This is a genomic window from Pseudomonas sp. S31 (genome assembly GCF_016648105.1).
Taxonomy (GTDB): Bacteria; Pseudomonadota; Gammaproteobacteria; order Pseudomonadales; family Pseudomonadaceae; genus Aquipseudomonas.
This window is the reverse complement of sequence record NZ_JACVVE010000038.1, coordinates 1-25,343: the sequence shown is the minus strand read 5'-3', so window position 1 is coordinate 25,343 and position 25,343 is coordinate 1. Positions and strand designations below refer to the sequence as shown.

19 protein-coding genes and 1 tRNA gene are annotated in these 25,343 nt (G+C 62.5%); 6 read left to right on the top strand and 14 right to left on the bottom strand.

Translation table 11 applies throughout. The annotated features are described in order from the left end of the window. Window positions 1–48 precede the first annotated feature (48 nt). Window positions 49–2,484: a membrane-bound PQQ-dependent dehydrogenase, glucose/quinate/shikimate family gene (locus IAE37_RS22840; RefSeq protein ID WP_236410109.1), complete on the bottom strand. Its 2,436-nt coding sequence runs from the start codon at window positions 2,482–2,484 to the stop codon at window positions 49–51. Window positions 2,485–3,179: 695 nt separating this feature from the next. Between IAE37_RS22840 and IAE37_RS22835 the strand changes: the two genes are divergently transcribed. From IAE37_RS22835 to prfH, 3 genes are all read left to right on the top strand, one after another. Continuing rightward, the gene (locus IAE37_RS22835; RefSeq protein ID WP_201177205.1) at window positions 3,180–3,422 is read left to right on the top strand and encodes a hypothetical protein; all 243 of its coding nucleotides are present in this window, start codon (window positions 3,180–3,182) and stop codon (window positions 3,420–3,422) included. 782 nt (window positions 3,423–4,204) lie between these two features. Then, the gene (locus IAE37_RS22830) at window positions 4,205–5,341 is read left to right on the top strand and encodes an RNA ligase RtcB family protein (protein WP_201177203.1); all 1,137 of its coding nucleotides are present in this window, start codon (window positions 4,205–4,207) and stop codon (window positions 5,339–5,341) included. Continuing rightward, window positions 5,341–5,961 carry a peptide chain release factor H gene (gene prfH / locus IAE37_RS22825; RefSeq protein ID WP_201177201.1) on the top strand — a complete coding sequence of 207 codons (621 nt, stop codon included), beginning with the start codon at window positions 5,341–5,343 and terminating at the stop codon, window positions 5,959–5,961. Before IAE37_RS22830 ends, prfH begins: the two co-directional genes overlap by 1 nt. 183 nt (window positions 5,962–6,144) lie before the next feature. On the opposite strand, the gene IAE37_RS22820 is transcribed toward prfH, so the two are convergent. The 5 genes from IAE37_RS22820 to rpsU form a co-directional block, all read right to left on the bottom strand. Further along, window positions 6,145–6,221 (bottom strand) — tRNA-Ile (locus IAE37_RS22820). A 16-nt stretch (window positions 6,222–6,237) separates the two neighbouring features. Then, window positions 6,238–9,981, bottom strand: coding sequence for an EAL domain-containing protein (locus IAE37_RS22815; RefSeq protein WP_201177199.1), 3,744 nt, complete (start codon window positions 9,979–9,981; stop codon window positions 6,238–6,240). A 116-nt stretch (window positions 9,982–10,097) separates the two neighbouring features. Continuing rightward, window positions 10,098–11,948, bottom strand: coding sequence for an RNA polymerase sigma factor RpoD (rpoD, locus tag IAE37_RS22810; RefSeq protein WP_201177198.1), 1,851 nt, complete (start codon window positions 11,946–11,948; stop codon window positions 10,098–10,100). 67 nt (window positions 11,949–12,015) lie between these two features. Continuing rightward, entirely contained in the window at window positions 12,016–13,998 is a 1,983-nt protein-coding gene (dnaG, locus tag IAE37_RS22805) for a DNA primase (RefSeq protein ID WP_201177197.1), read from the bottom strand. 306 nt (window positions 13,999–14,304) lie between these two features. Then, complete coding sequence (gene rpsU / locus IAE37_RS22800; protein WP_003255575.1) at window positions 14,305–14,520, bottom strand: 30S ribosomal protein S21; 216 nt, start codon at window positions 14,518–14,520, stop codon at window positions 14,305–14,307. A gap of 205 nt (window positions 14,521–14,725) precedes the next feature. On the opposite strand from rpsU, the gene tsaD reads away from it, so the two are divergent. Beyond that, complete coding sequence (gene tsaD, locus IAE37_RS22795; RefSeq protein WP_201177195.1) at window positions 14,726–15,751, top strand: tRNA (adenosine(37)-N6)-threonylcarbamoyltransferase complex transferase subunit TsaD; 1,026 nt, start codon at window positions 14,726–14,728, stop codon at window positions 15,749–15,751. Window positions 15,752–15,766: 15 nt separating this feature from the next. Here tsaD and plsY read toward each other — a convergent pair whose 3' ends face one another. Beyond that, window positions 15,767–16,336 (bottom strand): glycerol-3-phosphate 1-O-acyltransferase PlsY, encoded by a 570-nt coding sequence (plsY, locus tag IAE37_RS22790; protein ID WP_201177194.1) that lies wholly within the window; start codon window positions 16,334–16,336, stop codon window positions 15,767–15,769. Between the two features lie 74 nt (window positions 16,337–16,410). On the opposite strand from plsY, the gene folB reads away from it, so the two are divergent. Both folB and folK read left to right on the top strand, forming a co-directional pair. Further along, window positions 16,411–16,767 (top strand): dihydroneopterin aldolase, encoded by a 357-nt coding sequence (gene folB, locus IAE37_RS22785; protein WP_201177191.1) that lies wholly within the window; start codon window positions 16,411–16,413, stop codon window positions 16,765–16,767. Next, window positions 16,758–17,267, top strand: a complete 510-nt coding sequence (gene folK, locus IAE37_RS22780) for a 2-amino-4-hydroxy-6-hydroxymethyldihydropteridine diphosphokinase (RefSeq protein WP_201177190.1) — start codon at window positions 16,758–16,760, stop codon at window positions 17,265–17,267. Before folB ends, folK begins: the two co-directional genes overlap by 10 nt. 90 nt (window positions 17,268–17,357) lie before the next feature. On the opposite strand, the gene IAE37_RS22775 is transcribed toward folK, so the two are convergent. The 7 genes from IAE37_RS22775 to apaG form a co-directional block, all read right to left on the bottom strand. Continuing rightward, window positions 17,358–18,452, bottom strand: a complete 1,095-nt coding sequence (locus tag IAE37_RS22775; protein ID WP_201177188.1) for a multifunctional CCA addition/repair protein — start codon at window positions 18,450–18,452, stop codon at window positions 17,358–17,360. A gap of 60 nt (window positions 18,453–18,512) precedes the next feature. Further along, window positions 18,513–20,081 carry a SpoVR family protein gene (locus IAE37_RS22770; RefSeq protein WP_201177186.1) on the bottom strand — a complete coding sequence of 523 codons (1,569 nt, stop codon included), beginning with the start codon at window positions 20,079–20,081 and terminating at the stop codon, window positions 18,513–18,515. Next, a complete protein-coding gene (locus IAE37_RS22765) occupies window positions 20,078–21,349 on the bottom strand; it encodes a YeaH/YhbH family protein (RefSeq protein ID WP_201177184.1) in 1,272 nt (423 codons plus the stop codon). The genes IAE37_RS22770 and IAE37_RS22765 overlap by 4 nt, the downstream gene beginning before the upstream one ends. A gap of 130 nt (window positions 21,350–21,479) precedes the next feature. Continuing rightward, a complete protein-coding gene (locus IAE37_RS22760) occupies window positions 21,480–23,402 on the bottom strand; it encodes a PrkA family serine protein kinase (RefSeq protein WP_201177183.1) in 1,923 nt (640 codons plus the stop codon). A 282-nt stretch (window positions 23,403–23,684) separates the two neighbouring features. Continuing rightward, the gene (gene glpE, locus IAE37_RS22755) at window positions 23,685–24,014 is read right to left on the bottom strand and encodes a thiosulfate sulfurtransferase GlpE (protein WP_201177182.1); all 330 of its coding nucleotides are present in this window, start codon (window positions 24,012–24,014) and stop codon (window positions 23,685–23,687) included. Between the two features lie 15 nt (window positions 24,015–24,029). Continuing rightward, window positions 24,030–24,896 (bottom strand): symmetrical bis(5'-nucleosyl)-tetraphosphatase, encoded by an 867-nt coding sequence (locus IAE37_RS22750; protein WP_201177181.1) that lies wholly within the window; start codon window positions 24,894–24,896, stop codon window positions 24,030–24,032. Continuing rightward, window positions 24,896–25,276 carry a Co2+/Mg2+ efflux protein ApaG gene (gene apaG, locus IAE37_RS22745; protein ID WP_201177180.1) on the bottom strand — a complete coding sequence of 127 codons (381 nt, stop codon included), beginning with the start codon at window positions 25,274–25,276 and terminating at the stop codon, window positions 24,896–24,898. Before apaG ends, IAE37_RS22750 begins: the two co-directional genes overlap by 1 nt. Window positions 25,277–25,343 lie beyond the last annotated feature (67 nt).

Here is a 25,343-nt window from a genome sequence, read left to right as displayed (position 1 = left end):
CAAACAATCCCCGCGAGCGGGGATTGTTTGTCGGGCATTGGCGAGCGGTTACGGTTTGCTGCTGTCCGGCAGGGCGTAGGCAATGATGTAGTCACCGACATCCGGCGAGTGGCTCATGCCACCGGCGGAGATGACCACGTATTGCTTGCCGGTCGCGGGGGACGTGTAGATCAGCGGTGCCGCGACGGCGCCCACCGGCAAGCGGGCCTTCCAGACTTCCTTGCCGGTTGCCGAGTCGAGGGCACGCAGGTAGTAGTCCTGGGTACCGGCGAAGAACACCAGGCCGGAGGCCGTCGAGGTCGGGCCACCGAGGGTCGGCATGCCCAGCGGGATCTGCAGGTGCGTCTTGATCCCGAGCGGGCCGGTATCCTGCACCGTGCCCAGCGGCACCTGCCACATCAGTTTCTGGGTGTTCAGGTCGATTGCGCTCATGCTGCCAAACGGCGGCGTGTTGCAGGGCACGCCCAGGGGCGACTGCAGAATGTCGATCTTGACGCCGCCATAGATGCCTGCGACCTGCGGGCGAATGGTGCCCATGAAGCCGGGCACTTCGTCAGTCGACACCTTGTACTTGCGGGTGTTCTCCTGGGTGACCAGCGACATCCGCAACGGCATGCGCATGTCGTTGACGAACATCGTGCCGGTGTTCTCATCGATGGAAATGCCACCCCAGTTCATGCCGCCCAGCAGCCCCGGCCATTCGATGTAGGGCTTTTCGGTGGGCGGCGTGAACGGGCCGACGTAGACCGAATCCTTGAACATGATCCGGCAGTAAAGCTGGTCGAAGGTGGACACGCCCCACATCGACTGTTCGGTCAAGGGTTCCGCGCCGATCACCGGCATGCCTGCCGAGTAAGGTTGAGTCGGCGACAGGTGTTCGCCCTCTGCCGCTGGCGAAGTGGGTACAGGGCGCTCCTGGACTTCGGTCACTGGCTGGCCAGTGCGGCGATCCAGTACGAAGATGTTGCCGGTCTTGGTGGTCTGAATCAGGACCGGGGTCTTTTCCCCTTGCGCATTCTTGAGGTCGTACAGCACCGGCTGCGAGGGCAGGTCGTAGTCCCACACGTCATGGTGAACGGTCTGGTACACCCACTTGACCTTGCCGGTCGAGGCGTCGACCGCGACCACCGCAGTGCCGTACTTCTCCTTCGCCTGGTTACGGTCACCGCCCCAGTAGTCGGGTGGACCATTGCCGGTTGGCAGGTAGACCAGGTTGAGTTCCTTGTCGTAGGTCGGCACGGTCCAGACGTTGGGCGTTTCCAGGGCGAACTGATGATCTGCTGCAGCGGTATCGGCGCCATCCGGCGCGCCAACGTCCCAGGCCCACACCAGCGAGCCGGTCAGCACATCGAATGCGCGCACGGCACCGGAAGGCTCGCCTGCAACGATATCGCGTACCCAGCCACCGACCACGGTGAGATGCCCCATGACCACGGGCAGCGAGGTCGGGTGGTAGCGCTTGCTGTTTTCCGTTGGGCCCATGCCTTTCTTGAGGTCCACATAGCCGTTTTCGCCGAAGCTGGCGCACAGTTCACCAGTGTGCGCGTCCAAGGCGAACAGGCGGGCATCGACCGACGACACCAGGATGCGCTGGCGGCATTGCTGCTGGTTGGCATACGAAGCCTTGGCATCAGCGCTCAGGCTGTCGTCCTTGTCGATGTCGTAGTAACCGACACCGCGGCAGGTGACATGCTCTGCACTTTTCGCGTGGGGGTCGAACTTCCAGAGGGGCTTGCCGGTATCGCCATCGATCGCGGTGATCAGGTTTTCCGGCGTGCAGGAGTACAGGGTGCTGCCGATCTGCAGGGGCGTGTTCTCATCCACGCCAGCACCTGGGCCGGTGGTTCTGCGGCCCGTGCGGTAGGTCCAGGCGACTTGCAGGTCCTTGACGTTATCGGGGGTGATCTGGGTGTAAGGCGCGAATCGTGTGCCCGACGCGTTGCGCCCGAAGAATTCCCAGTCTTGCGGGGCGGCGGACGTAGCGTCGGGATTCGCCGGGCCGCTCGCCGCGATGGGGTTGGATATCCCGCCATGCGGGAAGAACGCGGCGACGAATGTCGCGATCAATGCCAGGAACACGGCAAAGCCGAATCGATTGGCGGTTTTGCGCGTGCTTGCGCGGGTGCCCGGCAGCGCTGCGCCGACCCACAGGCTGAGGGTCAGGATGATGGCCGGAACGACCAGGCGAGGCAGCAGTTGCCAGTAGCTGAACTGCCCGACTTCATAGAATGCCCAGGCGCAGGTCGCCAGGAATATCAGCACCGACAGGGCAATACTGATGCGTTTGCGCAGGAATACGAGCACTGCAAGTGCGGCGTAGGCCAACCCCGCAAGCAAGTAGTAACTTGACCCGCCAAGTGCCAGAAGTTTGCCACCGCCGTAGATCAATGCCACCGCCACGATAATGACGAGCAGCGAAAAAAGTACGCGCGCGGCACTACTCAATGAGCGCCTGTCAGGTTTGGAACACGTTTCATCCGTCATGGGTGTTTAAGCTCTTTTGGTGAATGCAGGGCTGGTCCTTCAGGGCGCGCCTAGCCTGCCTGGAATGGGCCTTCCAGGCGTTTGGGTAGAGGAACTCGCTGCGCGTGTTCGCCGAGGGCAAACGACAGTCTTGGGCATCAGCGTGAGAGTTGGCATGGCGTTGACGCTGACGGCAGGTCAGCACGCTCTCTTTGTTACGAACGGCTCAAAGGAAGCTGCAGATATGTTCTATATCAAGGCCTGGAGGCAGGGGCTTGGCGCGATTTGAAGTTTAAGGGCGCGTGGGCTCTGAAATAAATCGAGCAGTGTGTAAAACAATATTTAAGTCTTTGTAACAATTCGTTTGAAGGCGGCTGCCATGCAGCAGAGCGTTCCCATGCGGTTGTCAGTCGCTCATCAGACTTGTCCCCTTACATGCGCTCCATTTCCCAAAGATAATTCCCACAGCCATTGTCCGTTGCGGTCCTACGCACCCGCGCTCTAGTCTCAGGCTGTCGTCACACATCGACGACACGGCTTTGACAGGCCGCGACGAGATACATTTGCTATGCAGCTCTGCCGTTATGGTGGCTGTGCATGGGGCACGCTCGCGTGCGCCGGAGCTTCATGTATCCGCCGGTCTGTCAACCCATGTACAGCTGCCACCTGACTGTTTGACAGCAGTTTGGTGGCCGCACCACTAACGGATGCATGAGATGCTTGATATCGTTCCTGACCCACCGCAGAACATCACTTCCCTCGAAGACACCCTCCAGAAAACCGCAGACAATGCCCTCTGTGCCAAAGCCGTCATGCAACAGGCCATTCTGTTGCAGCCTCGCTCACCGGTCACGCTGCTGATGAGGGCCTCGATGCATGAGCTTGAAGCGCTGGAAACGCTGATTGATTCGGCGTTGGTGCAGATACAGATGCCGGCAAATCCACGAGCGTTGCATTGAGCTGAAGCTTGCGGTGTCCGAGTGGGCCTCTTCGCGGGTAAATCGCAGCGGCGAACCGCCGCTCCTACACGGGCACCAAGGCCTCTGCATGGATGCCAAGTTTCGCCTGGGCTGGCTTCATCGCTGGCGAACCAGCTACCCCCTTGGGCGGCGTTAATTGACAGCCGGGCGTTGCACCTGGCGGGCGTTGCTTTGCCGTGGCCACATGCCAAGGTGGTGGGGGCGGCCCAGGCACCTGGATTATCGGGAGGAGGATTTGCATTGCTATCAGCGCTCAATTCCCCTTTCTTGAAATGACAAAGCCGCGCTCAAGGCGCGGCTTTCGTATCTGGTGGGCCCCACACGGACTCGAACCGTGGACCAAAGGATTATTAATTGCCTGGAGACGCTGCAAACCCAGTAAAACCGTGCGTAGGCATAGTTAGCTGGACGTAGCGTAGTTACTGGTGTTTAGCATAATTTGGCGAAATGGGTGGAAGCTGGGCACTGTACCGCCAGTGTATTGTTTTTTGTACCGCGGAGCGGTCAGGTTTTTCGGCCATGACGTTGTTCTCCTGGTAAAAATGTGATCAAGGTTGTTGCAAGGTGGCACTTACACACCTAACATGCCCGCCTTCTCTCACCCGACAGCAAAGGAGGTACATCATGCAACAGTTGATCACCCTTTGCAGGTCGCGCCTGGCTTGATCGCATTCGCCGTTACTGGTTAGCGGTACCGCAACGCCCGGCCTCTGGCCTGCCAATCCGAACATCTTTTTGTTTCAACCCATCAGGATTGGACTATGGGCACTTGCATCCGCAATTTGTCCGACGGCGCCGTATTGGTCGCCGCGGACGACACCTGGATCGAAGGAAAAGCGATCCAACAACTCGAAACCACCGCTCGCCTAGGGGGCATGCATCGGGTGGCCGGCATGCCGGACCTGCATCCGGGGCGTGGCTATCCGGTCGGCGCGGCATTCTTTTCCGTGGGGCGTTTGTACCCGGCGCTGGTCGGTAATGACATCGGCTGTGGCATGGCGCTGTGGCGCACGGATATCCCGACCGCGAAGCTGCAGCTGGACAAGCTGGAGAAACGCCTTGGCAGCCTCGAACTGCCGCTCGACGAGACGTGGCAGGAGGCCGTCGCCAGCTTCGGTTTGCCTGCTACGGGGCACGAGCGTTCTCTAGGCACCATTGGTGGTGGTAACCACTTCGCCGAGCTGCAGCAACTCGATGAAAACTACGACGATGCGGCCCTGGCAGCCTTGGGCATCGAGCGCAAACACCTGCTGTTGCTGGTGCACAGCGGCTCGCGTGGATTGGGCGAGGCGATCTTGCGTGAGCAGGTCGACCTGTTCGGTCATCACGGACTGGAGGCGGGCAGCGAGGCCAGCACTCATTATCTGGGCCGGCACGACGGCGCGCTGCGTTTTGCCGAAGCCAACCGTCAGTTGATTGCCCGGCGCATGCTCGAACGCTTGCGTGCCGATGGCGATGTACTGCTCGACATCAACCACAACCTGGTGTCGCCAGCGCAGGTCGACGGGCTCGATGGTTGGCTGCATCGCAAAGGCGCCACACCGGCGGATCAGGGGGCGGTGGTGATCCCTGGTTCGCGCGGCGACTACAGCTACTTGGTACAGCCGATCGCCGACGAGCGCAGCCTGTTGTCCCTGGCCCATGGCGCCGGGCGCAAATGGATGCGCGGCGAGTGCAAGGACCGCCTCGCCTCGCGCTACAGCGTCGAGCAACTGAGTCGTACGGCACTAGGCAGCCGCGTGATCTGCGCCGACCGGGCGCTGATCTACGAGGAAGCGCCGCAGGCCTACAAGGCTATCGACTCGGTGGTGGGTGCCTTGCGTGAAGCGGGATTGGTTCGCGTGCTGGCGCGACTGAAACCGGTACTCACCTACAAGACACGCGGGGGGTGCTGCTGATGATCCTACTGCAACTCTCGGCGGCTCAGGGGCCGGAAGAATGTGCCCTGGCAGTGGCCAAAGCATTGCTCAGGCTGCAGGCCGAAGCGGATGCTCAGGCCGTGGCGGTACGGATACTCGAAGAAGAGCCGGGGCTGCGGCGCGGTACCTTGCGCTCGGTGTTGCTGGCACTGGATGGCGAGCAGGCCGAGCGCCTGGCGGATCACTGGACGGGCTCGCTGCAATGGACGTGCAGCAGTCCGTACCGGCCGGGGCATGCGCGTAAGAACTGGTTCTTTGGGGGCGCACGGTTTGCGCCACCGGCACCGGAATTGGCGAGCGAGATCCACTTCGAGACCTTGCGTTCGTCCGGGCCGGGTGGTCAGCATGTCAACACCACCGACTCGGCAGTGCGCGCCACGCACCTGGCCAGCGGCGTCAGCGTCAAGGTACAGAGCGAGCGTAGCCAGCACGCCAACAAGCGCTTGGCGCTGCTGCTCATCGGTCAACGCCTGGCGCAACAGGCAGAGCAGGTCGACAGCGAACTGCGCGCGGAGCGGCGCTTGTTCCATCACCGCATCGAGCGTGGCAATCCACGTCGGGTGTTTCGTGGCGAGCGCTTCGAGCCGGCTGACGAGTAGATTGGGTGCGAATAGTCGTCGAGCGAACGTCAGGCCGGGCGGCGTAGGCGATGCCAGCCCCACAAAAACGGATGAGGAAAGGACCCGGATCGCACGCGGGTTTACGAGTTGCAAATGAGCATTCCGTATCTGAGGCGATCCCGCCATAAACGCAAAAGCCGCGCAATGCGCGGCTTTTGTACTTGGTGGGCCCACACGGACTCGAACCGTGGACCAAAGGATTATGAGTCCTCTGCTCTAACCGACTGAGCTATAGGCCCTCAGCAGGAGGCCGGATTATAACGAGGGTTTTGAAAGGGTGCCATCCGAAAGATCGGACAGTGCTATACGAAGAAAGGACGCGGCGAATTCGTCCGGTGATAGCGGCAGGCTGACGATGTAGCCCTGGATCTGCTCGCAGCCCTCGTTGGTCAGGAAGCGCTGTTGTGCCTGGTTCTCCACGCCTTCAGCGATGATCGTCAGTTGCATGCTGCGGCCAAGGGCAATGATGGCCCGAGCGATGGCGGCGTCGTGCGGGTCGTCGGGCAGGCCGCGGATGAATGACTTGTCGATCTTGAGGATGTCCAGCGGCAGGCGCTTGAGGTAGCTCAGTGACGAATAGCCGGTACCGAAGTCATCGATGGCCAACTGCACGCCCAGCTGCTTGAGTTCGTGCAGCACCGCCAGGGCCTCCTCGGCCTGGCTCATGATGAAGTTCTCGGTGATCTCCAACTGCAGGTCGCCGGCCTTGAGCTGATAGGTCTTGAGCAGGTGTTCGATGCGCTTGGCCAGCTTGGGGTGGCGCAGCTGCGCGCCCGCCAGGTTGATCGAGAGCGGGCCGAACGCCTGGTAGCGCTTCTTCCAGGCGTGCATCTGCATGCAGGCCTGTTCCAGCACCCAGTCGCCCAGTTGCAGGATGGTGCCATTCTCTTCGGCCAGGTGGATGAAGTGCTCCGGCGGCACTTCGCCCAGGCTGGGATGGCACCAGCGGATCAGCGCCTCGGCGCCGACCAGTCGCTGGGTCTTGAGGCTGAGCTTGGGCTGGTAGTTCAGGCTCAGTTCGTTACGTTCGATGGCGCGACGTAGCTCGTGTTCCAGGGCGACGCGTTCGCTGGCCTGGGCGGTGAGGTCGCGGGTGTAGACTTCGACACGGTTGCGCCCCTTGGCCTTGGAGCGGTACATCGCGGCGTCGGCGTTGCGGATCAGCGACGCGACGTCGGAGCCGTCCTGGGGGTAGAGGCTGATACCGATGCTGGCGCTGGTGAAGAACTCGTGTTCGCCTGCCTGGAATGGGGCGTTGAAACACGCCAGCAGCTTGTTGGCGATGGTGCTGGCGTCGCTGGGGCGGTGCAGGCCGGGCAGAAGGATGATGAACTCGTCGCCACCCAGGCGGGCCACGGTGTCGACGTCACGCACTTGCTCCTTGAGGCGCTGGGCGATGCCCTTGAGCAGCAGATCGCCCACCGGGTGCCCGAGGCTATCGTTGATATGCTTGAAACGGTCGAGGTCGAGGAACAGTACGGCGCCCTGGCGGCTCGACACCTGGGGGCAGGTGAGTACGTTCTGCAGACGGCTTTCGAACAAAGCTCGGTTGGGCAGGCCGGTGAGCGGATCATGGTGGGCCTGATAGTCGAGTTTGGCCTGGGCATGCTTGAGGCTGGAGATGTCGGCGAACACGGCGACGAAGTGGGTGACCTCGCGCTCCAGGTTGCGCACCGCGCTGATGGTCAACCAGCTGGGGTACAGCTCACCGTTCTTGCGTTTGTTGCAGATCTCGCCCTGCCAGTGGCCTTCGTCGGTGAGTTGGTGCCACATGGCGGCGTAGAAGGCGCTGTCGTGCTGGCCGGAGGCGAGCAGACGCGGGGTCTGGCCCAGGGACTCGATTTCGCTGTAGCCGGTGATCTCGCTGAAGGCCCGGTTGACTGCACTGATGCGTTGGTCGGTATCGGTGATCAGCACACCCTCGGCGGTGTTCTCGAACACGGTTGCCGCCAGCTGGAGTTTTTCCTGCATCAGGTGACGTTCGGTGATGTCGCGGGCGATGGTCAGCATGCAATCGACGCCACCGATCGGCAACGGCCGGGCGGCCAGCTCGCACAGGCGGATCTGCCCGTCGCTGCGCCGCAGGTGGCAACTGAAGTCACGCACGAAGCCGTCACGGCTGAGTTGCTCGATCAGGCGCTTGCGCTCGTTGAGGTCTACCCAGATGCCCAGGTCGAAGGAGGTCTGGTCGATGGACGGGTTGAGGTCGTAGCCGGTCAGGCGACAGAAGCCTTCGTTCACCTCCATCAGCAGGCCGTCGCTTTGGCGCGACAGCAACAGGCCGTCAGGGGACGCGTGGAAGGCCTTGGCGAATTTCTCTTCGGAGGTTTGCAGTTGTTCCTGGGTTTCCTTGAGCTGGCTGATGTCGCGCACAGCCACCACCAGCGCGAGGACGCCATCGAGCTCGAAGGTTTCCGCCGAGGTCAGGCCAGTGAACAACTGGCCGTTGCTGCGCCGGAAGGTCATCTCGAGGTTGCGGATGCCGCCCCGGTGCAGGCGCTCGAGCAGCGCCGGGCCACTCCCGCTGACGCCCCACAGGCCCAGTTGCGTTGCGGTGCGACCGATCACCTGGCCCGGGGTCAGGCCGATCTGCTCCTCGAAGGCTTCGTTGACCTCCAGCAGCACGCCGTCGCTGTGCCGGGCGATCAGCAGGATGTCCGGGCACTGCTGGAACACCGAGGCGAACTTTTGCTCCGACAGGCGCAGGGCGTCCTCGGTGCGCTTGGTCTCGCTGATGTCGATCATCAGGCCACGCATCACCGGGCGGTGGCCATGCTCGATCATGCTGACGATGTTGCGTACCCACAGGGGCTGACCATCGGCGCGGATCACCCGGTAGTCGAGGCTGTGGTCGCGGCCGGCGGCGGTTTCGCTCTCGCAATAGGCCTGGGCCCAGAGTGCGTCCTCCGGGTGCAGGATGCTGCGCCAGAAGCCGGGGCGCAGCCAGCTCTGGATGGGATAGCCGAGCAGGTCCTCGGCATGGGGCGAGACGTAGCTGTAGGTGAAGTCGTTGGCGTCCGCTTCCCAGGCGATCGCCGACAGGCTTTCGATCAAGCTGCGGTAATGGTATTCGCTGCTGCGCAGCTCCTGTTCCAGGGAGATGCGCCGGGAAATTTCCGAGCTCAGGCGCCGATTGATACGCATCACCGCGGCGAGCATGGCCAACAGCACCAGCACCGCAGGCAGGCCATAGAGCAGCAAGTCGTGCCAGAACGTGCGTTTGTCGACCACATTGCCGACCCAGCGTTGCTGGAGCTGGTTGACCTCGCTTTCACCGAGGTCGGCCATGGCCTTGTCGAGGATGCCGACCAGCATTGGATTGTCACGCGGCGTGGCCATGGCCAACTGGTAGCGGTAGGGCGTCTCGCCACTGACGTACAGGCCGTCGAGCTTGAGCTGGCGCAGGCTCCAGATGCTCGAGGCGAGGTCGCCCACCACCGCGTCCACGGCATCGGTAGCCAGGGCCTGCAGGGCCGAGCTGACGTTGGGCATGGCTACCAGGTTGAGGTCGGGATGGTGGGTGCGCAGCAGTTCGTGGGGCGCGTAGTTTTCCACCACCGCGATCTTCAAGCCGTAGAGGTCGTTCAGGGTGCGCGGTTGCGCGCCGCCCTCGTGGGCGAGGATGACGATGGGAAAGTCCAGGTAGGGGCGGGTGAACGCCAGGTAGGCCTGGCGTTCGGGGGTCGACATGATGCCTGGCAGCAGGTCGATGCGATGGTTGCGCGCCTGCTCCAGTACCTCGGTCCAGCTTTTCGGCTCTACCGGCGTCAGCGCAACGCCCAGGCGCTGCTGCAGCAAGGCGATGTAATCGGCGGCCAATCCCTGGTATCGGCCCTCCTGGTCGCGGAACTCGAACGGTGGCCAGGAGGCATCGACGCCCAGGCTCAGTTGCGGATGGGCCGCGAGCCAGGCTTTTTCCTCGTCTGTCAGGGTCAGGGCGCCGGCCGTTGTGTTCCACAGGAGCAGGATCAGCAACAGGATGGCCGGCATTGGCGGCATAGCGGCCTCGCATTCAGGTAGTCTGAATCGAGTGTAGTCGCGCATCGGCCCCTGTGTCAGGGCTAAATCGCCCGGTCACGGAAAAGAAAAACCCCGGCCTGGGCCGGGGTTCGTCATCACTCGTCGAGGAAGGAGCGCAGGTGCTCGCTGCGAGTCGGGTGGCGCAATTTGCGCAACGCCTTCGCTTCGATCTGACGGATCCGCTCACGGGTCACGTCGAACTGCTTGCCCACCTCTTCGAGGGTGTGGTCGGTGTTCATGTCGATGCCGAAACGCATGCGCAGCACCTTGGCTTCGCGCGCGGTCAGGCCCGAAAGCACGTCGCGGGTGGCTTCCTTGAGGCTTTCGACCGTGGCCACGTCGATCGGCGACTGCATGGTCGAGTCCTCGATGAAGTCGCCCAGGTGCGAATCTTCGTCGTCACCGATCGGGGTTTCCATGGAGATCGGCTCCTTGGCGATCTTCAATACCTTGCGGATCTTGTCCTCAGGCATTTCCATGCGTTCACCCAGCTCTTCCGGGGTCGGTTCACGGCCCATTTCCTGCAGCATCTGGCGGGAAATACGGTTGAGCTTGTTGATCGTCTCGATCATGTGCACCGGAATCCGGATGGTGCGCGCCTGGTCGGCGATCGAACGGGTGATCGCCTGGCGGATCCACCAGGTGGCGTAGGTCGAGAACTTGTAGCCGCGACGGTATTCGAACTTGTCTACCGCCTTCATCAAGCCGATGTTGCCTTCCTGGATCAGGTCGAGGAACTGCAGGCCACGGTTGGTGTACTTCTTGGCGATGGAGATCACCAGACGCAGGTTCGCCTCGACCATTTCCTTCTTGGCGCGGCGGGCCTTGGCCTCGCCGATGGACATGCGACGGTTGATTTCCTTGATTTCAGCGACGGTCAGGCCGGTCTCGGTCTCGAGGTCGATCAGCTTCTGCTGGCAGGCGACGATGGCGGCGTCCTTTTCACCCAGGGCGGCAGCCCATTTGGTGTTGCGCTTGGCCAGGTCGCCGGACCAGGTCTGGTCGGTCTCGTTGCTCGGGAACAGGCGCAGGAAGTCGGCACGAGGCATGCGTGCGTCACGGACGCACAGCTGCATGATCGCGCGCTCTTGCTGACGCAGGCGGCTCAGGGCATCACGGACACGCTCGACCAGGACTTCGAACTGCTTCGGCACCAACTTGATCGGCATGAACAGGTCAGCCAGGGCCTGGAGGGCCTCGATGCTTTCCTTGACGTCACGGCCGTTCTTCTTCAGGACCTTGGTAGTGGCCTGGAGCTGATCGGCAACGGCGCCGAAACGCTGGGCTGCAACGACCGGGTCAGGACCACTTTCGGTCTCTTCCTCGTCGTCGCTGCCTTCGCTTTCTTCTTCTTCGTCGTCCGACTCTTCCTTGGCCGCAGGGGCCTTGGCGCCTGGCACCGGTACTTCGTCGGTCGGGGCGGCGATGTTGTCGTCAGGGTCGATGTAACCGCTGAGAACATCGGACAGGCGGCCACCTTCGGTGGTGACGCGGTCGTATTCGCCGAGAATGTAGTCGACAGTGCCCGGGAAGTGGGCGATGGCGCCCATGACTTCACGGATGCCTTCCTCGATACGCTTGGCGATTTCGATCTCGCCTTCGCGGGTCAGCAGCTCGACGGTACCCATTTCGCGCATGTACATGCGCACCGGGTCGGTCGTGCGGCCGATATCGGTTTCAACTGCCGCCAACGCAGCAGCGGCTTCTTCGGCCGCGGCTTCGTCGGTGTCGGCTTCCGCCAACAGAAGGGCATCCGCATCCGGAGCACTCTCGAATACGTTGATCCCCATGTCGTTGATCATGCGGATGATGTCTTCCACCTGTTCCGGATCTGAAATATCCTCAGGCAGGTGGTCGTTGACCTCCGCGTAAGTCAGGTAGCCCTGCTCACGACCGCGGGTGATCAACTCTTTGATACGAGACTGCTGTTGCGCTTTTCCGGACATAACACCCTATCCACTGAAGGTCTTGGCGGGCAAAAAACAAGCCGAGGATTATACCCGAGCATGGGCCTCACGCGCCAGATGAGGTCGGCGTTTGTGCGGGAACATTCCGGCTCAGCAGGGCGAGGAGCTGGGATTTTTCCTCGCTGGTCAATTCGCTTTGACGTGATTTCCTGAGCAGTTGTTCCAGGCTGCGCTCGCGTTGGCGGGCAGACAAGCTAGTTATGGTGTCGAAAAACTGTTGTTCAAGGTTGTCCGCCACGATCAGCCATTCCTTTTCCGCCAGGGCCCGCAACAGGCGGCCTTGTTCGGTGCCGTGCCAGCGTGCGATCAGCTGCATAGAGCTTAGACCAGGATTTTTCTGCGCGGCCTCGATCAGCGCCACCAGCAGCTGGCTGTACAGGTGCTCTTCGTCGGCGAAGTGGCTGGCGTCCTCGACCTTGCCGGCGAGCAGCGGGTGGTGCAGCAGGGTGCGCAGGGCGGCCAGGGTAGGCGGCTCGACCGGCGCCGGCACCCGCGGAGGGGCTTCGTCGCGTTGCTGCCAGGGCTTGCCGCCTTTGCGGTTCTTGTCCCAGGGCTTGTCACTCCACGGCTTCTTGCCGCCGCCCTGTTTCGGTTGCCACTGTGGCTCCTGGTGTACCGGGGCGTAGTCCGGCTGCGGCATGTCGCCGTAGTCGGGGGTATAGCTGGCCATCGCATCGTAGTCGTAGCCCGGGTCGTAGTCCGGCACGCTGCTGGTGACGGGCGCCTGCTGGGCCAGTTGCTCGACCTGCTGCGGGTCGAGACCGGTGATTTCCTTCAGGCGATTGCGCATCAACTGACGCAGATTGGCGCCGGGGATCTTTTCGATCAACGGTGCGGCCAGGGTCGCCATGTGCGCCTTGCCTTCCAGCGAACGCGGGTCGGCCTCGGCGCTCAGTTGCTCGAAGAAGTAATCGGCGAGTGGCTGGGCGTGCTGGTTGATGCGGGCCCTGAAGGCGTCGGTGCCCTCGGCGCGCACCAGGCTGTCCGGGTCTTCGCCTTCGGGCAGGAACAGGAAGCGCGCGCGGCGCCCATCCTGCAGGGCCGACAGGGTCGACTCCAGGGCGCGCCAGGCGGCCTTGCGCCCAGCCTGGTCGCCGTCGAAGCAGAACAGCACGCTGGGCACCACACGAAACAGTCGCTTGAGGTGTTCCTCGCTGGTGGCCGTGCCGAGCGTGGCGACGGCGTTGCGCAGGCCCTGCTGGGCCAGGGCAATGACGTCCATGTAGCCTTCGACGACGATGATCTCGTCGAGATTGCGGTTGTGCTTGCGCGCCTCGTACAGCCCGTACAGCTCCTGGCCCTTGTGGAACACCGGGGTTTCCGGGCTGTTCAGGTACTTGGGCTTGTCGTCGCCCAGTACCCGGCCGCCGAAGGCGATGACGCGCCCGCGGCTGTCGCGGATGGGGAACATCACCCGGTCGCGGAAGCGATCGTAGCGCTTGCCGCTCTCGGCGTTCTCGATCAGCAGGCCGGCGTCGATCATCACCTTCTGCTGCAGGCTGTCGGCGCCCAGGTGCTTGAGCAAGTTGTCCCAGCCCGGAGGGGCGAAGCCCAGGCCGAAGTCGCGGGCGATCTCGCCGGACAGGCCTCGGCCCTTGAGGTATTCGACCGCCGACTTGCGGGTCGGATGGCTGCGCAAGGCCTGGCGATAGAACTCGGCAGCCGCCTCGAGCAACGGGTACAGCGGCGAGTCGGTCGGCTGGCGTGGCTTCTGGCTGCGCCGGCCCTCTTCGCGGGGTACCTCCATGCCAGCGGCGCGGGCCAGTTCCTCGACGGCCTGGGGGAAATCCAGGTTGTCGTGGTCCATGACGAAGCCGAGGGCGTTGCCGCCGGCACCACAGCCGAAGCAGTAGTAGAACTGCTTGTCGGGGCTGACGGTGAAGGAGGGGGTCTTCTCCTTGTGGAACGGGCAGCAGGCGGAGTAGTTCTTGCCGGTCTTTTTCAGCTGGACGCGCGAACTCACCACGTCGACGATGTCGAGGCGGTTGATCAGGTCATCGATGAAACTCTGGGGAATCAGCCCGGCCATGGCAGTCTCGTCATCTGGCAGCTGGCAAGTCTAAACGCTAACGCGAAGGTAGGGGCGAGTGCTGTAAACAGGAAAGTGCGAGGGAGTGTGCTCGTCGCCAGCCACAGGGGCTCGTCAGACAGGACGTGCACGACTGGTCTTGGACCAGCTCTGACGTTTCAGGCGTATGCCGCCTTGCAGGTGCAGAAGCACTGGCAAAGGGCGCCTTGGGCTAGCTGCTCAAGGTTTGAAGCATTTTGAAGCAACCGCTGCCATCGGCCCGGCGCAGAGCCGGGCGGGGCAGAAGCTTTGCGTAGAACGTCTGTATTAGTACAGACGAACGGCGCGGCGCTGTTCGCGCTGAACTTTCTTGGCGTGACGCTTAACAGCGGCAGCTGCTTTGCGCTTGCGCTCGGCGGTCGGCTTCTCGTAAAACTCGCGGCTACGAACTTCAGCCAGTACACCGGCTTTTTCGCAGGAGCGCTTGAAACGACGCAGAGCTACGTCGAAGGGTTCGTTCTCTTTAACTTTGACGGCTGGCATCCAGGGCTACCTTAATTCATTACCGGGGTAGACGTGCTCCTGGCAAAACAAAAGGTGTGCTGGAGAACGTCGGTTTTCAAGGGTTGCGGATGTTAACCCTTAGCAAGCCGGAATGCAAAGCCTCTGATCGAAAACCGCTGGTCGGCACCCGGCACGGGGACTATCATGCGCGGCTTCGAATTCAGCCCCCACAAGGGACGAGCCCATGCTAGTACTGGGATTGGAAACATCCTGCGACGAAACCGGCGTCGCATTATACGACAGCGAGCGCGGTTTGTTGGCCGACGCGCTGTTCAGCCAGATCGACCTGCACCGCGTATTCGGCGGCGTGGTGCCCGAGCTCGCCTCGCGGGATCACGTCAAGCGCATGCTGCCGCTGATCCGCCAGGTGCTGGACGAGGCCGGCTGTGTCGCGACCGAGATCGACGCCATTGCCTACACCGCCGGCCCCGGCCTGGTTGGCGCGCTGCTGGTGGGTGCCTCGTGCGCCCAGGCGCTGGCCTTTGCCTGGGACATCCCGGCGATCGGCGTGCACCACATGGAAGGCCATCTTCTGGCGCCGATGCTGGAGGAAAACCCGCCTGAGTTTCCGTTCGTCGCTTTGTTGGTGTCGGGTGGGCATACCCAACTGGTGCGCGTCGATGGCATCGGCCAGTACGAGTTGCTCGGCGAGAGCCTGGACGACGCCGCCGGCGAGGCCTTCGACAAGACCGCCAAGCTGATCGGCCTGAATTACCCAGGCGGTCCGGAAATCGCTCGCCTGGCCGAGCAGGGGACCCCGGGGCGCTTCGTGTTCCCACGGCCGATGACCGATCGTCCGGGCCTGGAGTTCAGCTTCAGCGGCCTGAAGACCTTCGCCTTGAACACCTGGCAGCAGTGCCGCAATGCCGGTGACGACAGCGAGCAAACCCGTTGCGACCTGTCCCTGGCGTTCCAGCAGGCGGTGGTGGAGACTCTCACCATCAAGTGCAAGCGTGCTCTCAAGCAGACCGGCCTCAAGCGCCTGGTGATTGCCGGTGGCGTCAGCGCCAACAAGGCCCTGCGCGCCTCGTTGGAAGATATGCTGGCCAGTATCAAGGGCAACGTTTACTACGCTCGACCGCAGTTTTGTACCGACAACGGCGCGATGATCGCCTATGCCGGCTGCCAGCGTCTGTTGGCCGGGCAGCGCCAGGACCTGGCGATCAGCGTGCAGGCGCGCTGGCCGATGGAGCAGCTGCCGCCGGTCTGATTTGCGCCGGGCGCGTCAGAAATGCCTTTCACGCCCGGCAAACAGATCGCGCAGATTGTTGCGGTGGCGCCATACGATCATCACCGTGAGCACGGCGATCGGCAGCAGCGCTTCAGGTTGGCGCCACGCCAGCAGGGGCAGGGTCAGCGGCGTTGCGATCAGCGCGGCGAGGGAGCTGGTGCGGGTCAGGTAGAAGGTCAGCAGCCAGGCAGCGATGGCGAGCAGGGCGGCCGGGAAGTACAGGCCCATGAGCATGCCGGCGGCGGTGGCGACACCCTTGCCGCCCTGGAAGCGAAAGTACAGTGGTAGCAGGTGGCCGAGTACCGCGCATACGCCCACCCAGGCCTGCTCCTGCAGGTCGAGGCCGGCGGCGCGGGCAAGCAGGACGGGCAGCAACCCCTTGCACAGGTCGCCAAGCAGGGTCAGGATCGCCAGTTTGCGACCGGCCAGGCGTAGCATGTTGGTGGCGCCGGCGTTGCCCGAGCCGCTGGAACGCGGGTCCGGGCTGCCTGACAGGCGGCTGAGGAGGATGGCGAAGGACAGCGAGCCGAGCAGGTAGGCGAGCAGCGCCAATAACCAAAACATGCTAACTATTCCGGGCGAGGACGCCCTGATTCTAACGGCGCCAGTCGCCCTTGTCGTGCTGTGGAGAGAAGTGCTTGGACAGAGTGTTCATCGAAGGCCTGGAAGTCGATACCGTCATCGGTGCCTATGACTGGGAGCGGGATATTCGCCAGTGCCTGCGCCTGGACCTGAGTTTCGCCTGGGACAACCGCCCAGCCGCGGCCGGTGACGACCTGAGCCTGGCGCTGGACTACGCCAGTGTCTCGGCGCGGGTCCAGGCATTTGCCGAGCAGGCGCGCTTCGAGCTGGTGGAAACCTTCGCCGAGCGCCTGGTCGCGGTACTGATGGCCGAGTTCCAGATCCCCTGGGTGCGGCTGAAACTGACCAAGCCAGGCGCCGTGCCGGCGGCCCGTGGCGGTGTTGGCGTGGAGATCGAGCGCGGATGTCTCTGAGCAGGGTTTACCTGGGTCTTGGCAGCAATATCGACCGCCATGCGCACCTGTGCGCCGGGCTCGATGCCCTGGCGGCGATTCTGGGCGACATGCGCTGCTCTCCGGCGTTCGAGAGCCAGGCGGTGGGTATCAAGAGCGGGCCGTTCATCAACTTCGTGGTGACGGGTACTACCGAGCTGCCGCTGATGGAGCTGGACCGTCGGCTCAAGTTCATCGAGGCGGACAATGGCCGCTATGCGCCTGAACGCAAGGGCTTGCCGCTGGATATCGACGTACTCATGTACGACGACCTGCACGGCACCTTCAATGGGCTGGTGTTGCCCAGGGCCGAGATCCTGAAGAATGCCTTCGTGCTGTGGCCGTTGTCGCTATTGGCGCCGAAGCTGGTGCATCCGGGGGTGGGGAAAAGCATGGCGCAGTTGTGGCAGGAAGCGCGGATCGAGCAGGTGTTGGCACCGGTTGCCTTCGAGTGGCGTGGGTTGCAGCTGACCCCGGGTTGAGCCTGTACTGGCCCTTTCGCGGCTAAAGCCGCTCCTACAGGGGGTGTGGAACCTGTAGGAGCGGCTTTAGCCGCGAAAGGGCCGGTATGTTCAATTGAGCTTGTAAGCCTCGAGCGCTTTCAGTCGCTCACCTTTGAGCGCCTCGCCCAGACCTTGGCCAGTCAGTCCCGCTTCGACCAGTGGCTTCACGTCAACCGCCCGTGCCGCCGCCGCAGCTCCGCGAAGATAATCGGCCTGTGGGTAATCTCCAGATACGGCCATCTCGCACGCCGCAATGAAATCCTCGAAGCGCTGCGGCCGCCGATACACATCGAACTTCTGCAGCATCTCCAGCAGGCTTGTCGCGTCCAGCGCCATGGCCTGGTCGGCCCGTTCGGCAAACTCCCCTACCAGCAGGGCCAGTTCCTGGCACTCCCGTGGCGCCTTGAATCGCTGGTTCAGCGCTTTGATCGCGGTCGGCTCCAAGCCGCGCAGCAAGCAGGCCCAGCGCACGTGTAGCGGCTGATGGTGCGCGGCAGCCTGCTGCAGCGCCGGCAGGGTATCGGCGCCGTCTTCGAGCTCGGGCATCAACTCGGGCAACGCGCCGCACGCGCGCAATACCTGGATGAAGACCTGAGGTTGGTCCTCCATCAGGGCACGTTCGATTTCTTTCCAGCTGCGTTCGGCCGTCAGTGCGTGCAGTTCGCCTGACGCGCTGATCTGGCGCATCAACGCCAGCGTTTCATCGGCAACCTGAAAACCCAGTGCCGCATAGCGTGCAGCAAAGCGAGCGACGCGCAGTACCCGCAAGGGATCTTCTGCGAACGCGGGGGAAACGTGGCGTAAAATTCGCTGGCTGAGGTCTTCCTGGCCGTTGTAGGGGTCATACACCGTGCCCTGTTCATCCTCGGCCATCGCATTGATGGTCAGGTCGCGGCGCACCAGGTCTTCTTCCAGGGTCACGTCGGGGCTGGCGTGGAAGGTGAAGCCGCCGTAACCCCGCCCGCTCTTGCGCTCGGTGCGCGCCAGGGCATATTCCTCACCGGTCTTCGGATGCAGGAAGACGGGGAAATCAGCGCCGACCGGCCGATAGCCCTTGGCGTGCATGTCTTCGACCGTGGCCCCGACCACCAGCCAGTCGATATCGCTGACTGGGCGCCCGAGCAGGCGGTCACGCACCGCGCCGCCAACTTTGTAGATTTGCATGTGCAGCCTCCATTACTGCCCACAGGATACCCTGTCGGCAGTAACGGCGTTGGCTGGATGCTAGAGGTGGTGAATGACGGCCAGGTCCATGCGGCCATAGTCGCCGCTTTCGCCGTGTTCGCCACGCGGTGGCATGTGGTGGGTCTTGACCACTTGGTCGCCCTGGACGGTTTCCAGGTGGATATCGAAGCCCCACAGGCGGTGCAAGTGCTTGAGAACCTCCTCGGTGGAGTCGCCCAGGGGCTTGCGGTTGTGCTGCTGGTGACGCAGGGTCAGGGAGCGGTCGCCACGCCGGTCGATGCTCCAGATCTGCACGTTCGGTTCCCGGTTACCCAGGTTGTACTGGGCCGCCAGTTGCTCGCGGATGGTCCGGTAGCCGTCCTCGTCATGGATGGCCGGCACCAGCAGGTCTTCGCGCTGATCGTCGTCGAGGATGCTGAACAGCTTGAGATCGCGAATGACCTTGGGTGACAGGTACTGCAGGATGAAGCTTTCGTCCTTGAAGCTGCTCATGGCGAACTTGATGGTAGAAAGCCAATCACTGCCGGCAATGTCGGGGAACCAGCGGCGATCCTCCTCGGTGGGGTTTTCGCACATGCGGCGGATGTCGGTATACATCGCAAAGCCCAGTGCATAGGGGTTGATGCCGCTGTAGTACGGGCTGTCGAAGCCCGGTTGGAACACCACGCTGGTGTGCGACTGCAGGAACTCCATCATGAAGCCTTCGGTGATGAGGCCTTCGTCATACAGGTCGTTCATCAGCGTGTAGTGCCAGAAGGTCGCCCAGCCTTCGTTCATCACCTGGGTCTGGCGCTGCGGGTAGAAATACTGGGCGATCTTGCGCACGATCCGCACCACTTCGCGCTGCCAGGGCTCGAGCAGTGGTGCGTTCTTCTCGATGAAGTAGAGAATGTTCTCCTGTGGCTCGGCGGGGAAGCGTGCATCGTCGCGCTCGCCGCCTTTCTCGGCACCCTTGGGAATGGTCCGCCAGAGGTCGTTGATCTGCCGTTGCAGGTGTTCTTCGCGGTCTTTCTGCCGCCGACGCTCTTCTTCGGCGGAAATAGGGTAGGGGCGCTTGTAGCGATCGACACCGTAGTTCATCAGGGCATGGCAGGAGTCGATCAGGTCCTCTACCGCGTCGATGCCATGGCGCTCCTCGCACTGGGCGATGTACTGCTTGGCGAACACCAGGTAATCGATGATCGACGTGGCGTCGGTCCAGGTGCGGAACAGGTAGTTGCCCTTGAAGAAGCTGTTGTGGCCATAGCAGGCGTGGGCGATCACCAGTGCCTGCATGCACATGGTGTTCTCTTCCATCAGGTAGGCGATGCACGGATCGGAGTTGATCACGATTTCATAGGCCAGGCCCATCTGGCCTCGGCTGTATGACTTCTCGGTGCTGAGGAACTGCTTGCCGTAGGACCAATGGTGATAACCGAGCGGCATGCCGACGGAGGCGTAGGCGTCCATCATCTGCTCGGCGGTGATCACCTCGATCTGGTTGGGGTAGGTGTCCAGGGCGTAGCGTTCGGCCAGGCGACTGATTTCCCGGTCGTAGGTCTGGATCAGCTCGAACGTCCACTCGGACCCGGTGGAAATGGGTTGGCGTCTCTGTGCTCTGGCGGTCATGTGGCTAACCTGCGCTGGAAGAGTTCACGGAAGACCGGGTAGATATCACCGGCCGAAACCAACTGCTGCTGGGCGAATGTGTCGGGGAAGGCCTCGCCGATACGCTCGTATTCGTACCAGAGCGCCTGGTGCTCGCGGGGTGTGATCTCAACGTAAGTGTAGTACTGCACGTGCGGCATGATCTGCTTGGAGAGGATCTCGCGGCAGATCGGCGAGTCGTCGTTCCAGTTGTCGCCGTCGGAGGCCTGCGCGGCATAGATGTTCCAGTCGCTGGCCGGATAGCGTTCGGCCATGATCTCTTGCATCATTTTCAGCGCGCTGGAGACGATGGTGCCGCCGGTTTCCCGCGAATAGAAGAACTCTTCCTCGTCCACTTCCCGGGCGCTGGTGTGGTGACGGATGAACACCACTTCGATGCGGTCGTAGTTCCGCTTGAGGAACAGGTACAGGAGGATGAAGAAGCGCTTGGCGATGTCCTTGGTGGCCTGGGTCATGGAGCCGGACACGTCCATCAGGCAGAACATCACCGCCTTGGAGCTGGGGTTGGGTTGCTTGACCAGCAGGTTGTACTTGAGGTCGAAGGTGTCGAGGAACGGCAGGCGGTTGATGCGTGCCTTGAGCCGTTCGATTTCCTGCTCGGTTTCCTGGATGTCGGTGAAGTTGTCCGGTTCCTCGACCTTCAGCCGCGCCAGCTCCTTTTGCGCTTCGCGCAGCAGTGCGCGGCTGCTGCCGGTCAGGGCGATGCGCCGGGCATGGGCCGAGCGCAGGGTGCGAACGATGTTGATGCGCGAGGGGTTGCCCTCGTTGGCGATGCCCGCACGCACGGTCTTGAAGGTGTCGGCGCCGGTCAGGTGGCGCTTGACCAGGTTGGGCAGTTCGAGGTCCTCGAACATGAACTCGAGGAACTCCTCCTGGGTGATCTGGAAGACGAAGTCATCCATGCCCTCGCCGGAGTTGCCGGCCTTGCCGCGCCCGCCGCCGCCCCCGCCGCCTTGCGGCCTGGCGATGTGCTCACCGGCGGTGAATTCCTTGTTGCCGGGGTGCACGATGGTCTGCTTGCCACCACGGCCGTGGTGCAGCACCGGTTCGTCGATGTCGCGTCCAGGGATGCTGATCTGCTCGCCATGCTCCATGTCCATGATGGAGCGGCGGCTCACGGCCTCCTCGACAGCTTTCTTGATGTGTTCACGGTAACGCCGCAAGAAGCGCTGGCGGTTGACCGTGCTCTTGTTCTTGCCGTTCAGGCGTCGGTCGATTACGTAGCTCATGACCCCTCCGGTAGCTGGGAACAGCTGCACGCTTCAAGCTACGAACTGCTGCACATTGAAGCAGCAAAGCAGCTGCCGCCGCCCGCGGCTGGCAGGCCAGCGTTGGGCGCGCGGCGTGTAGCTTGCCGCCTTATTGCGATTTCCTGACCCGCAGGTACCATTCCGACAGCAGGCGCACCTGTTTGTCGGTGTAGCCACGCTCCACCATCCGCGTGACGAAGTCGTTGTGTTTCTGTTGGTCCTCCTTGCTGGCCTTGGCGTTGAAGCTGATGACCGGCAGCAGGTCTTCGGTGTTGGAGAACATCTTCTTCTCGATCACCACCCGCAGCTTCTCGTAGCTCAGCCAGCTCGGGTTCTTGCCGTTGTTGTTGGCACGGGCGCGCAGCACGAAGTTGACGATCTCGTTGCGGAAGTCCTTCGGATTGCTGATACCGGCCGGCTTCTCGATCTTCTCCAGCTCTTCGTTGAGGGCGATGCGGTTGAGGATCTCGCCGGTTTCCGGGTCGCGGTACTCCTGATCCTGGATCCAGAAGTCGGCGTACAGCACGTAGCGGTCGAAGATATTCTGCCCATACTCGCTGTACGACTCGAGGTAGGCGGTCTGAATTTCCTTGCCGATGAACTCGATGTAGCGCGGGGCCAGGTATTCCTTGAGGTAGCGCAGGTAGCGTTCACGCACCTCGGCCGGGAATTGCTCCTGTTCGATCTGCTGCTCCAGCACGTACAGCAGGTGTACCGGGTTGGCAGCGACTTCGTGTGGGTCGAAGTTGAACACCTTGGACAGGATCTTGAAGGCGAAGCGGGTCGACAGGCCGTTCATGCCTTCGTCGACGCCGGCAGAGTCGCGGTATTCCTGGATGGACTTGGCCTTCGGATCGGTGTCCTTGAGGTTTTCGCCGTCGTACACGCGCATCTTCGAATAGATGTTGGAGTTTTCCGGCTCCTTGAGGCGCGACAGCACGGTGAACTGGGCGAGCATCTTCAGCGTGTCCGGTGCGCAGTGCGCCTTGGCCAGCGAACTGTTGACCAGCAGCTTGTCGTAGATCTTGATCTCGTCGCTGACGCGCAGGCAGTACGGGACCTTGACGATGTAGATCCGGTCGATGAACGCCTCGTTGTTCTTGTTGTTGCGGAAGGTGTGCCATTCCGATTCGTTGGAGTGGGCCAGCAGGATCCCGGAGTAGGGGATCGCCCCGAGGCCTTCGGTGCTGTTGTAGTTGCCTTCCTGGGTGGCGGTGAGCAACGGGTGCAGGACCTTGATCGGCGCCTTGAACATCTCGACGAATTCCATCAGGCCCTGGTTGGCCCGGCACAGCGCGCCCGAGTAGCTGTAGGCGTCGGCGTCGTTCTGCGGGAATTCCTCGAGCTTGCGAATATCCACTTTACCCACCAGGGCGGAGATGTCCTGGTTGTTCTCGTCGCCCGGTTCGGTCTTGGCGATGGCGATCTGGTTGAGAATGGACGGGTAGAGCTTGACCACCTTGAACTTGCTGATGTCACCGCCGAACTCCTGCAGGCGCTTGGTGGCCCAGGGCGACATGATGGTGTTCAGGTAGCGCCGCGGGATGCCGTACTCTTCCTCGAGAATGGCCCCGTCTTCGGTGGCGTTGAACAGCCCCAGTGGGGACTCGAACACCGGCGAGTCCTTGATGGCGTAGAACGGTACCCTTTCCATCAGCTGCTTGAGTTTCTCGGCCAGCGACGATTTACCGCCGCCTACCGGGCCCAGCAGGTAGAGGATCTGTTTCTTTTCTTCCAGGCCTTGGGCGGCGTGGCGGAAGTACGAGACGATCTGGTCGATGCACTCTTCCATGCCATGGAAGTCGGCAAAGGCCGGATAACGGCGGATTACCTTGTTGGAGAAGATCCGCGACAGTCTGGAGTTGGTGGAGGTGTCGATCAGCTCCGGCTCACCGATGGCCAGCAACAGCCGTTCAGCCGCCGATGCATAGGCACTGCGATCCTCTTTGCACAGCTCGAGGTACTCTTGCAGCGATAGTTCTTCTTGGCGGGTTGATTCGAAACGTTGTTGGAAGTGGCTAAAAATGCTCATGACGTCACCTCGCTCGATACGTGGAGACGACGCCGGATCAGTCAGCTGATGCTGGCATGCAACCGGGTTCGCCGATTGCTGTATACCCCCCAGAACACCCTGAAACGCTACCGATGACCCGCACGCCGGTGTACCGGCTCTCCCCTTTTTTGGATGGCCTGGGCTTAAGGATAGTTGGTAATACGCAAGGTCAAGGGCGACGGAGGCAGAAGTTGCCCACTACCGTTCGTCAGGTGCGGCGCGAACCCGCGTGGGACGCGGGCTGCAGTAAAAATGAAAAAATTACTCGGCGCTGCCTTGGGCGGTTTCCGCCGGGTAGGTGGCGCGCCACAGCTCGAAGCCGCCATCGACGCTGTATACGTCGGAAAAGCCCTGGCCAACCAAGTACGCGGCCGCGCTCTGGCTGGAGTTGCCGTGGTAGCACACCACCAGGGTCGGGGCGTCGAGGTCGGCGTTGCGGATGAACTCGGCGACCGAGTGGTTATCCAGATGCTGGGCACCGGTGATATGGCCGGCGGCGAAAGCCTGCGGGTCGCGAATATCGACGACGACCGCACCTTGCGCCCGCAGGGCCAGGGCCTGTTCGGGAGGGATGCGCTTGAACTCGCTCATGGGTGTGGCTTTCCTTCAGGGTTGGTCGTTGAGTTTAGCCGATGCTGCGGGCGGGCGAACGTGGCCGTCGTCGCTGCACGCGCAGCGGTGATATTCGCCGCTGTCGATGTTGTACAGGGTCATGGCACCGCCCCAGACGCAGCCGGTGTCCAGGGCGACGATGCCGGGCTCGCGGACCTTGCCTTCGAGCGCCGCCCAGTGGCCGAAGATGATCTTCACGTGCCGCGAGCGCCGGCCCTTGTGCGCGAACCACGGCTTGTAGCCCTTGGGCGCGGTGCCCAGGCCTTCCTTGCTCTTGAGGTCGAGCTTGCCGTCCTCGGTGCAGAAGCGCATGCGCGTGAGGCAGTTGGTGATCACCCGCAGGCGCTCGACACCACTGAGCTTGTTGCTCCACTTGTTCGGCTCGTTGCCGTACATGCCGGCGAGGTACAGCTGCAGGCGGCTGTCGTCGCGCAATACCTGCTCGACCTCGGCCGCCAGCTCCAGGGCCTTGCCCAGGGTCCATTGCGGTGGGATGCCGGCATGCACCATGGCCACGCCGCGTGGCTCGTCGTAATGCAGCAGCTTCTGCTGGCGCAGCCAGTCGAGCAGATCGGCGGCATCGGGGGCTTCGAGAATCTCGCGCAGGGTGTCGCTTTTCTTCAGCCGCTCGACGTTGTGCCAGGCGGCCAGCAGGTGCAGGTCGTGGTTGCCCAGTACGCAGACCAGTGAGTGGCGTATCGAATAGAGATAACGCAGGGTTTCCAGCGACTCCGGGCCGCGGTTCACCAGGTCGCCGACCAGCCACAGGCGATCCACCGCCGGGTCGAAGGCGACCCGCTCGAGCAGGCACTTGAGCGGCTGCAGGCAACCCTGCAGGTCGCCGACGGCGTAGCTGGCCATCAGTGCAGGGCCCCCGGCACGGCCAGGCGGAACGGGGTGATCTCGGCGTCGAAGCGTTTGCCGTCTTCGGCAAGCATCTGGTAGCTGCCCTGCATGGTGCCCACTCGGGTGGCGATCACCGCGCCACTGCTGTAGGTGTGGCTCTTGCCGGGCTCCAGGGTCGGCTGCTGGCCGACGACACCATCGCCACGCACCTCCTCGACTTCGCCATCACCGTTGGTGATCAGCCAGTGGCGGGACAGGAGCTTGGCTTTGAGGGAGCCATTGTTCTGCACCGTAATGGTGTAGGCAAAGGCGTAACGGCTGTTTTCCGGGTCGGATTGTTCTTTGAGGTAGCGGGTCACGACGCTGACGTCGATCTGATAGCGGGGGTCGGACATGCAAAGGCCTTGGGCGAGCGGACGCAAATACTGCAATGGATGCAGTCTAGGCCATTGGGAGGGGGGA

Excerpts from the sequence above, each read along its gene's own strand:
- IAE37_RS22840 (WP_236410109.1), bottom strand. The coding sequence starts at position 2,484 with ATGACGGATGAAACGTGTTCCAAACCTGACAGGCGCTCATTGAGTAGT.
- IAE37_RS22835 (WP_201177205.1), top strand. The coding sequence starts at position 3,180 with ATGCTTGATATCGTTCCTGACCCACCGCAGAACATCACTTCCCTCGAA.
- IAE37_RS22830 (WP_201177203.1), top strand. The coding sequence starts at position 4,205 with ATGGGCACTTGCATCCGCAATTTGTCCGACGGCGCCGTATTGGTCGCC.
- prfH (WP_201177201.1), top strand. The coding sequence starts at position 5,341 with ATGATCCTACTGCAACTCTCGGCGGCTCAGGGGCCGGAAGAATGTGCC.
- IAE37_RS22815 (WP_201177199.1), bottom strand. The coding sequence starts at position 9,981 with ATGCCGCCAATGCCGGCCATCCTGTTGCTGATCCTGCTCCTGTGGAAC.
- rpoD (WP_201177198.1), bottom strand. The coding sequence starts at position 11,948 with ATGTCCGGAAAAGCGCAACAGCAGTCTCGTATCAAAGAGTTGATCACC.
- dnaG (WP_201177197.1), bottom strand. The coding sequence starts at position 13,998 with ATGGCCGGGCTGATTCCCCAGAGTTTCATCGATGACCTGATCAACCGC.
- rpsU (WP_003255575.1), bottom strand. The coding sequence starts at position 14,520 with ATGCCAGCCGTCAAAGTTAAAGAGAACGAACCCTTCGACGTAGCTCTG.
- tsaD (WP_201177195.1), top strand. The coding sequence starts at position 14,726 with ATGCTAGTACTGGGATTGGAAACATCCTGCGACGAAACCGGCGTCGCA.
- plsY (WP_201177194.1), bottom strand. The coding sequence starts at position 16,336 with ATGTTTTGGTTATTGGCGCTGCTCGCCTACCTGCTCGGCTCGCTGTCC.
- folK (WP_201177190.1), top strand. The coding sequence starts at position 16,758 with ATGTCTCTGAGCAGGGTTTACCTGGGTCTTGGCAGCAATATCGACCGC.
- IAE37_RS22775 (WP_201177188.1), bottom strand. The coding sequence starts at position 18,452 with ATGCAAATCTACAAAGTTGGCGGCGCGGTGCGTGACCGCCTGCTCGGG.
- IAE37_RS22770 (WP_201177186.1), bottom strand. The coding sequence starts at position 20,081 with ATGACCGCCAGAGCACAGAGACGCCAACCCATTTCCACCGGGTCCGAG.
- IAE37_RS22765 (WP_201177184.1), bottom strand. The coding sequence starts at position 21,349 with ATGAGCTACGTAATCGACCGACGCCTGAACGGCAAGAACAAGAGCACG.
- IAE37_RS22760 (WP_201177183.1), bottom strand. The coding sequence starts at position 23,402 with ATGAGCATTTTTAGCCACTTCCAACAACGTTTCGAATCAACCCGCCAA.
- glpE (WP_201177182.1), bottom strand. The coding sequence starts at position 24,014 with ATGAGCGAGTTCAAGCGCATCCCTCCCGAACAGGCCCTGGCCCTGCGG.
- IAE37_RS22750 (WP_201177181.1), bottom strand. The coding sequence starts at position 24,896 with ATGGCCAGCTACGCCGTCGGCGACCTGCAGGGTTGCCTGCAGCCGCTC.
- apaG (WP_201177180.1), bottom strand. The coding sequence starts at position 25,276 with ATGTCCGACCCCCGCTATCAGATCGACGTCAGCGTCGTGACCCGCTAC.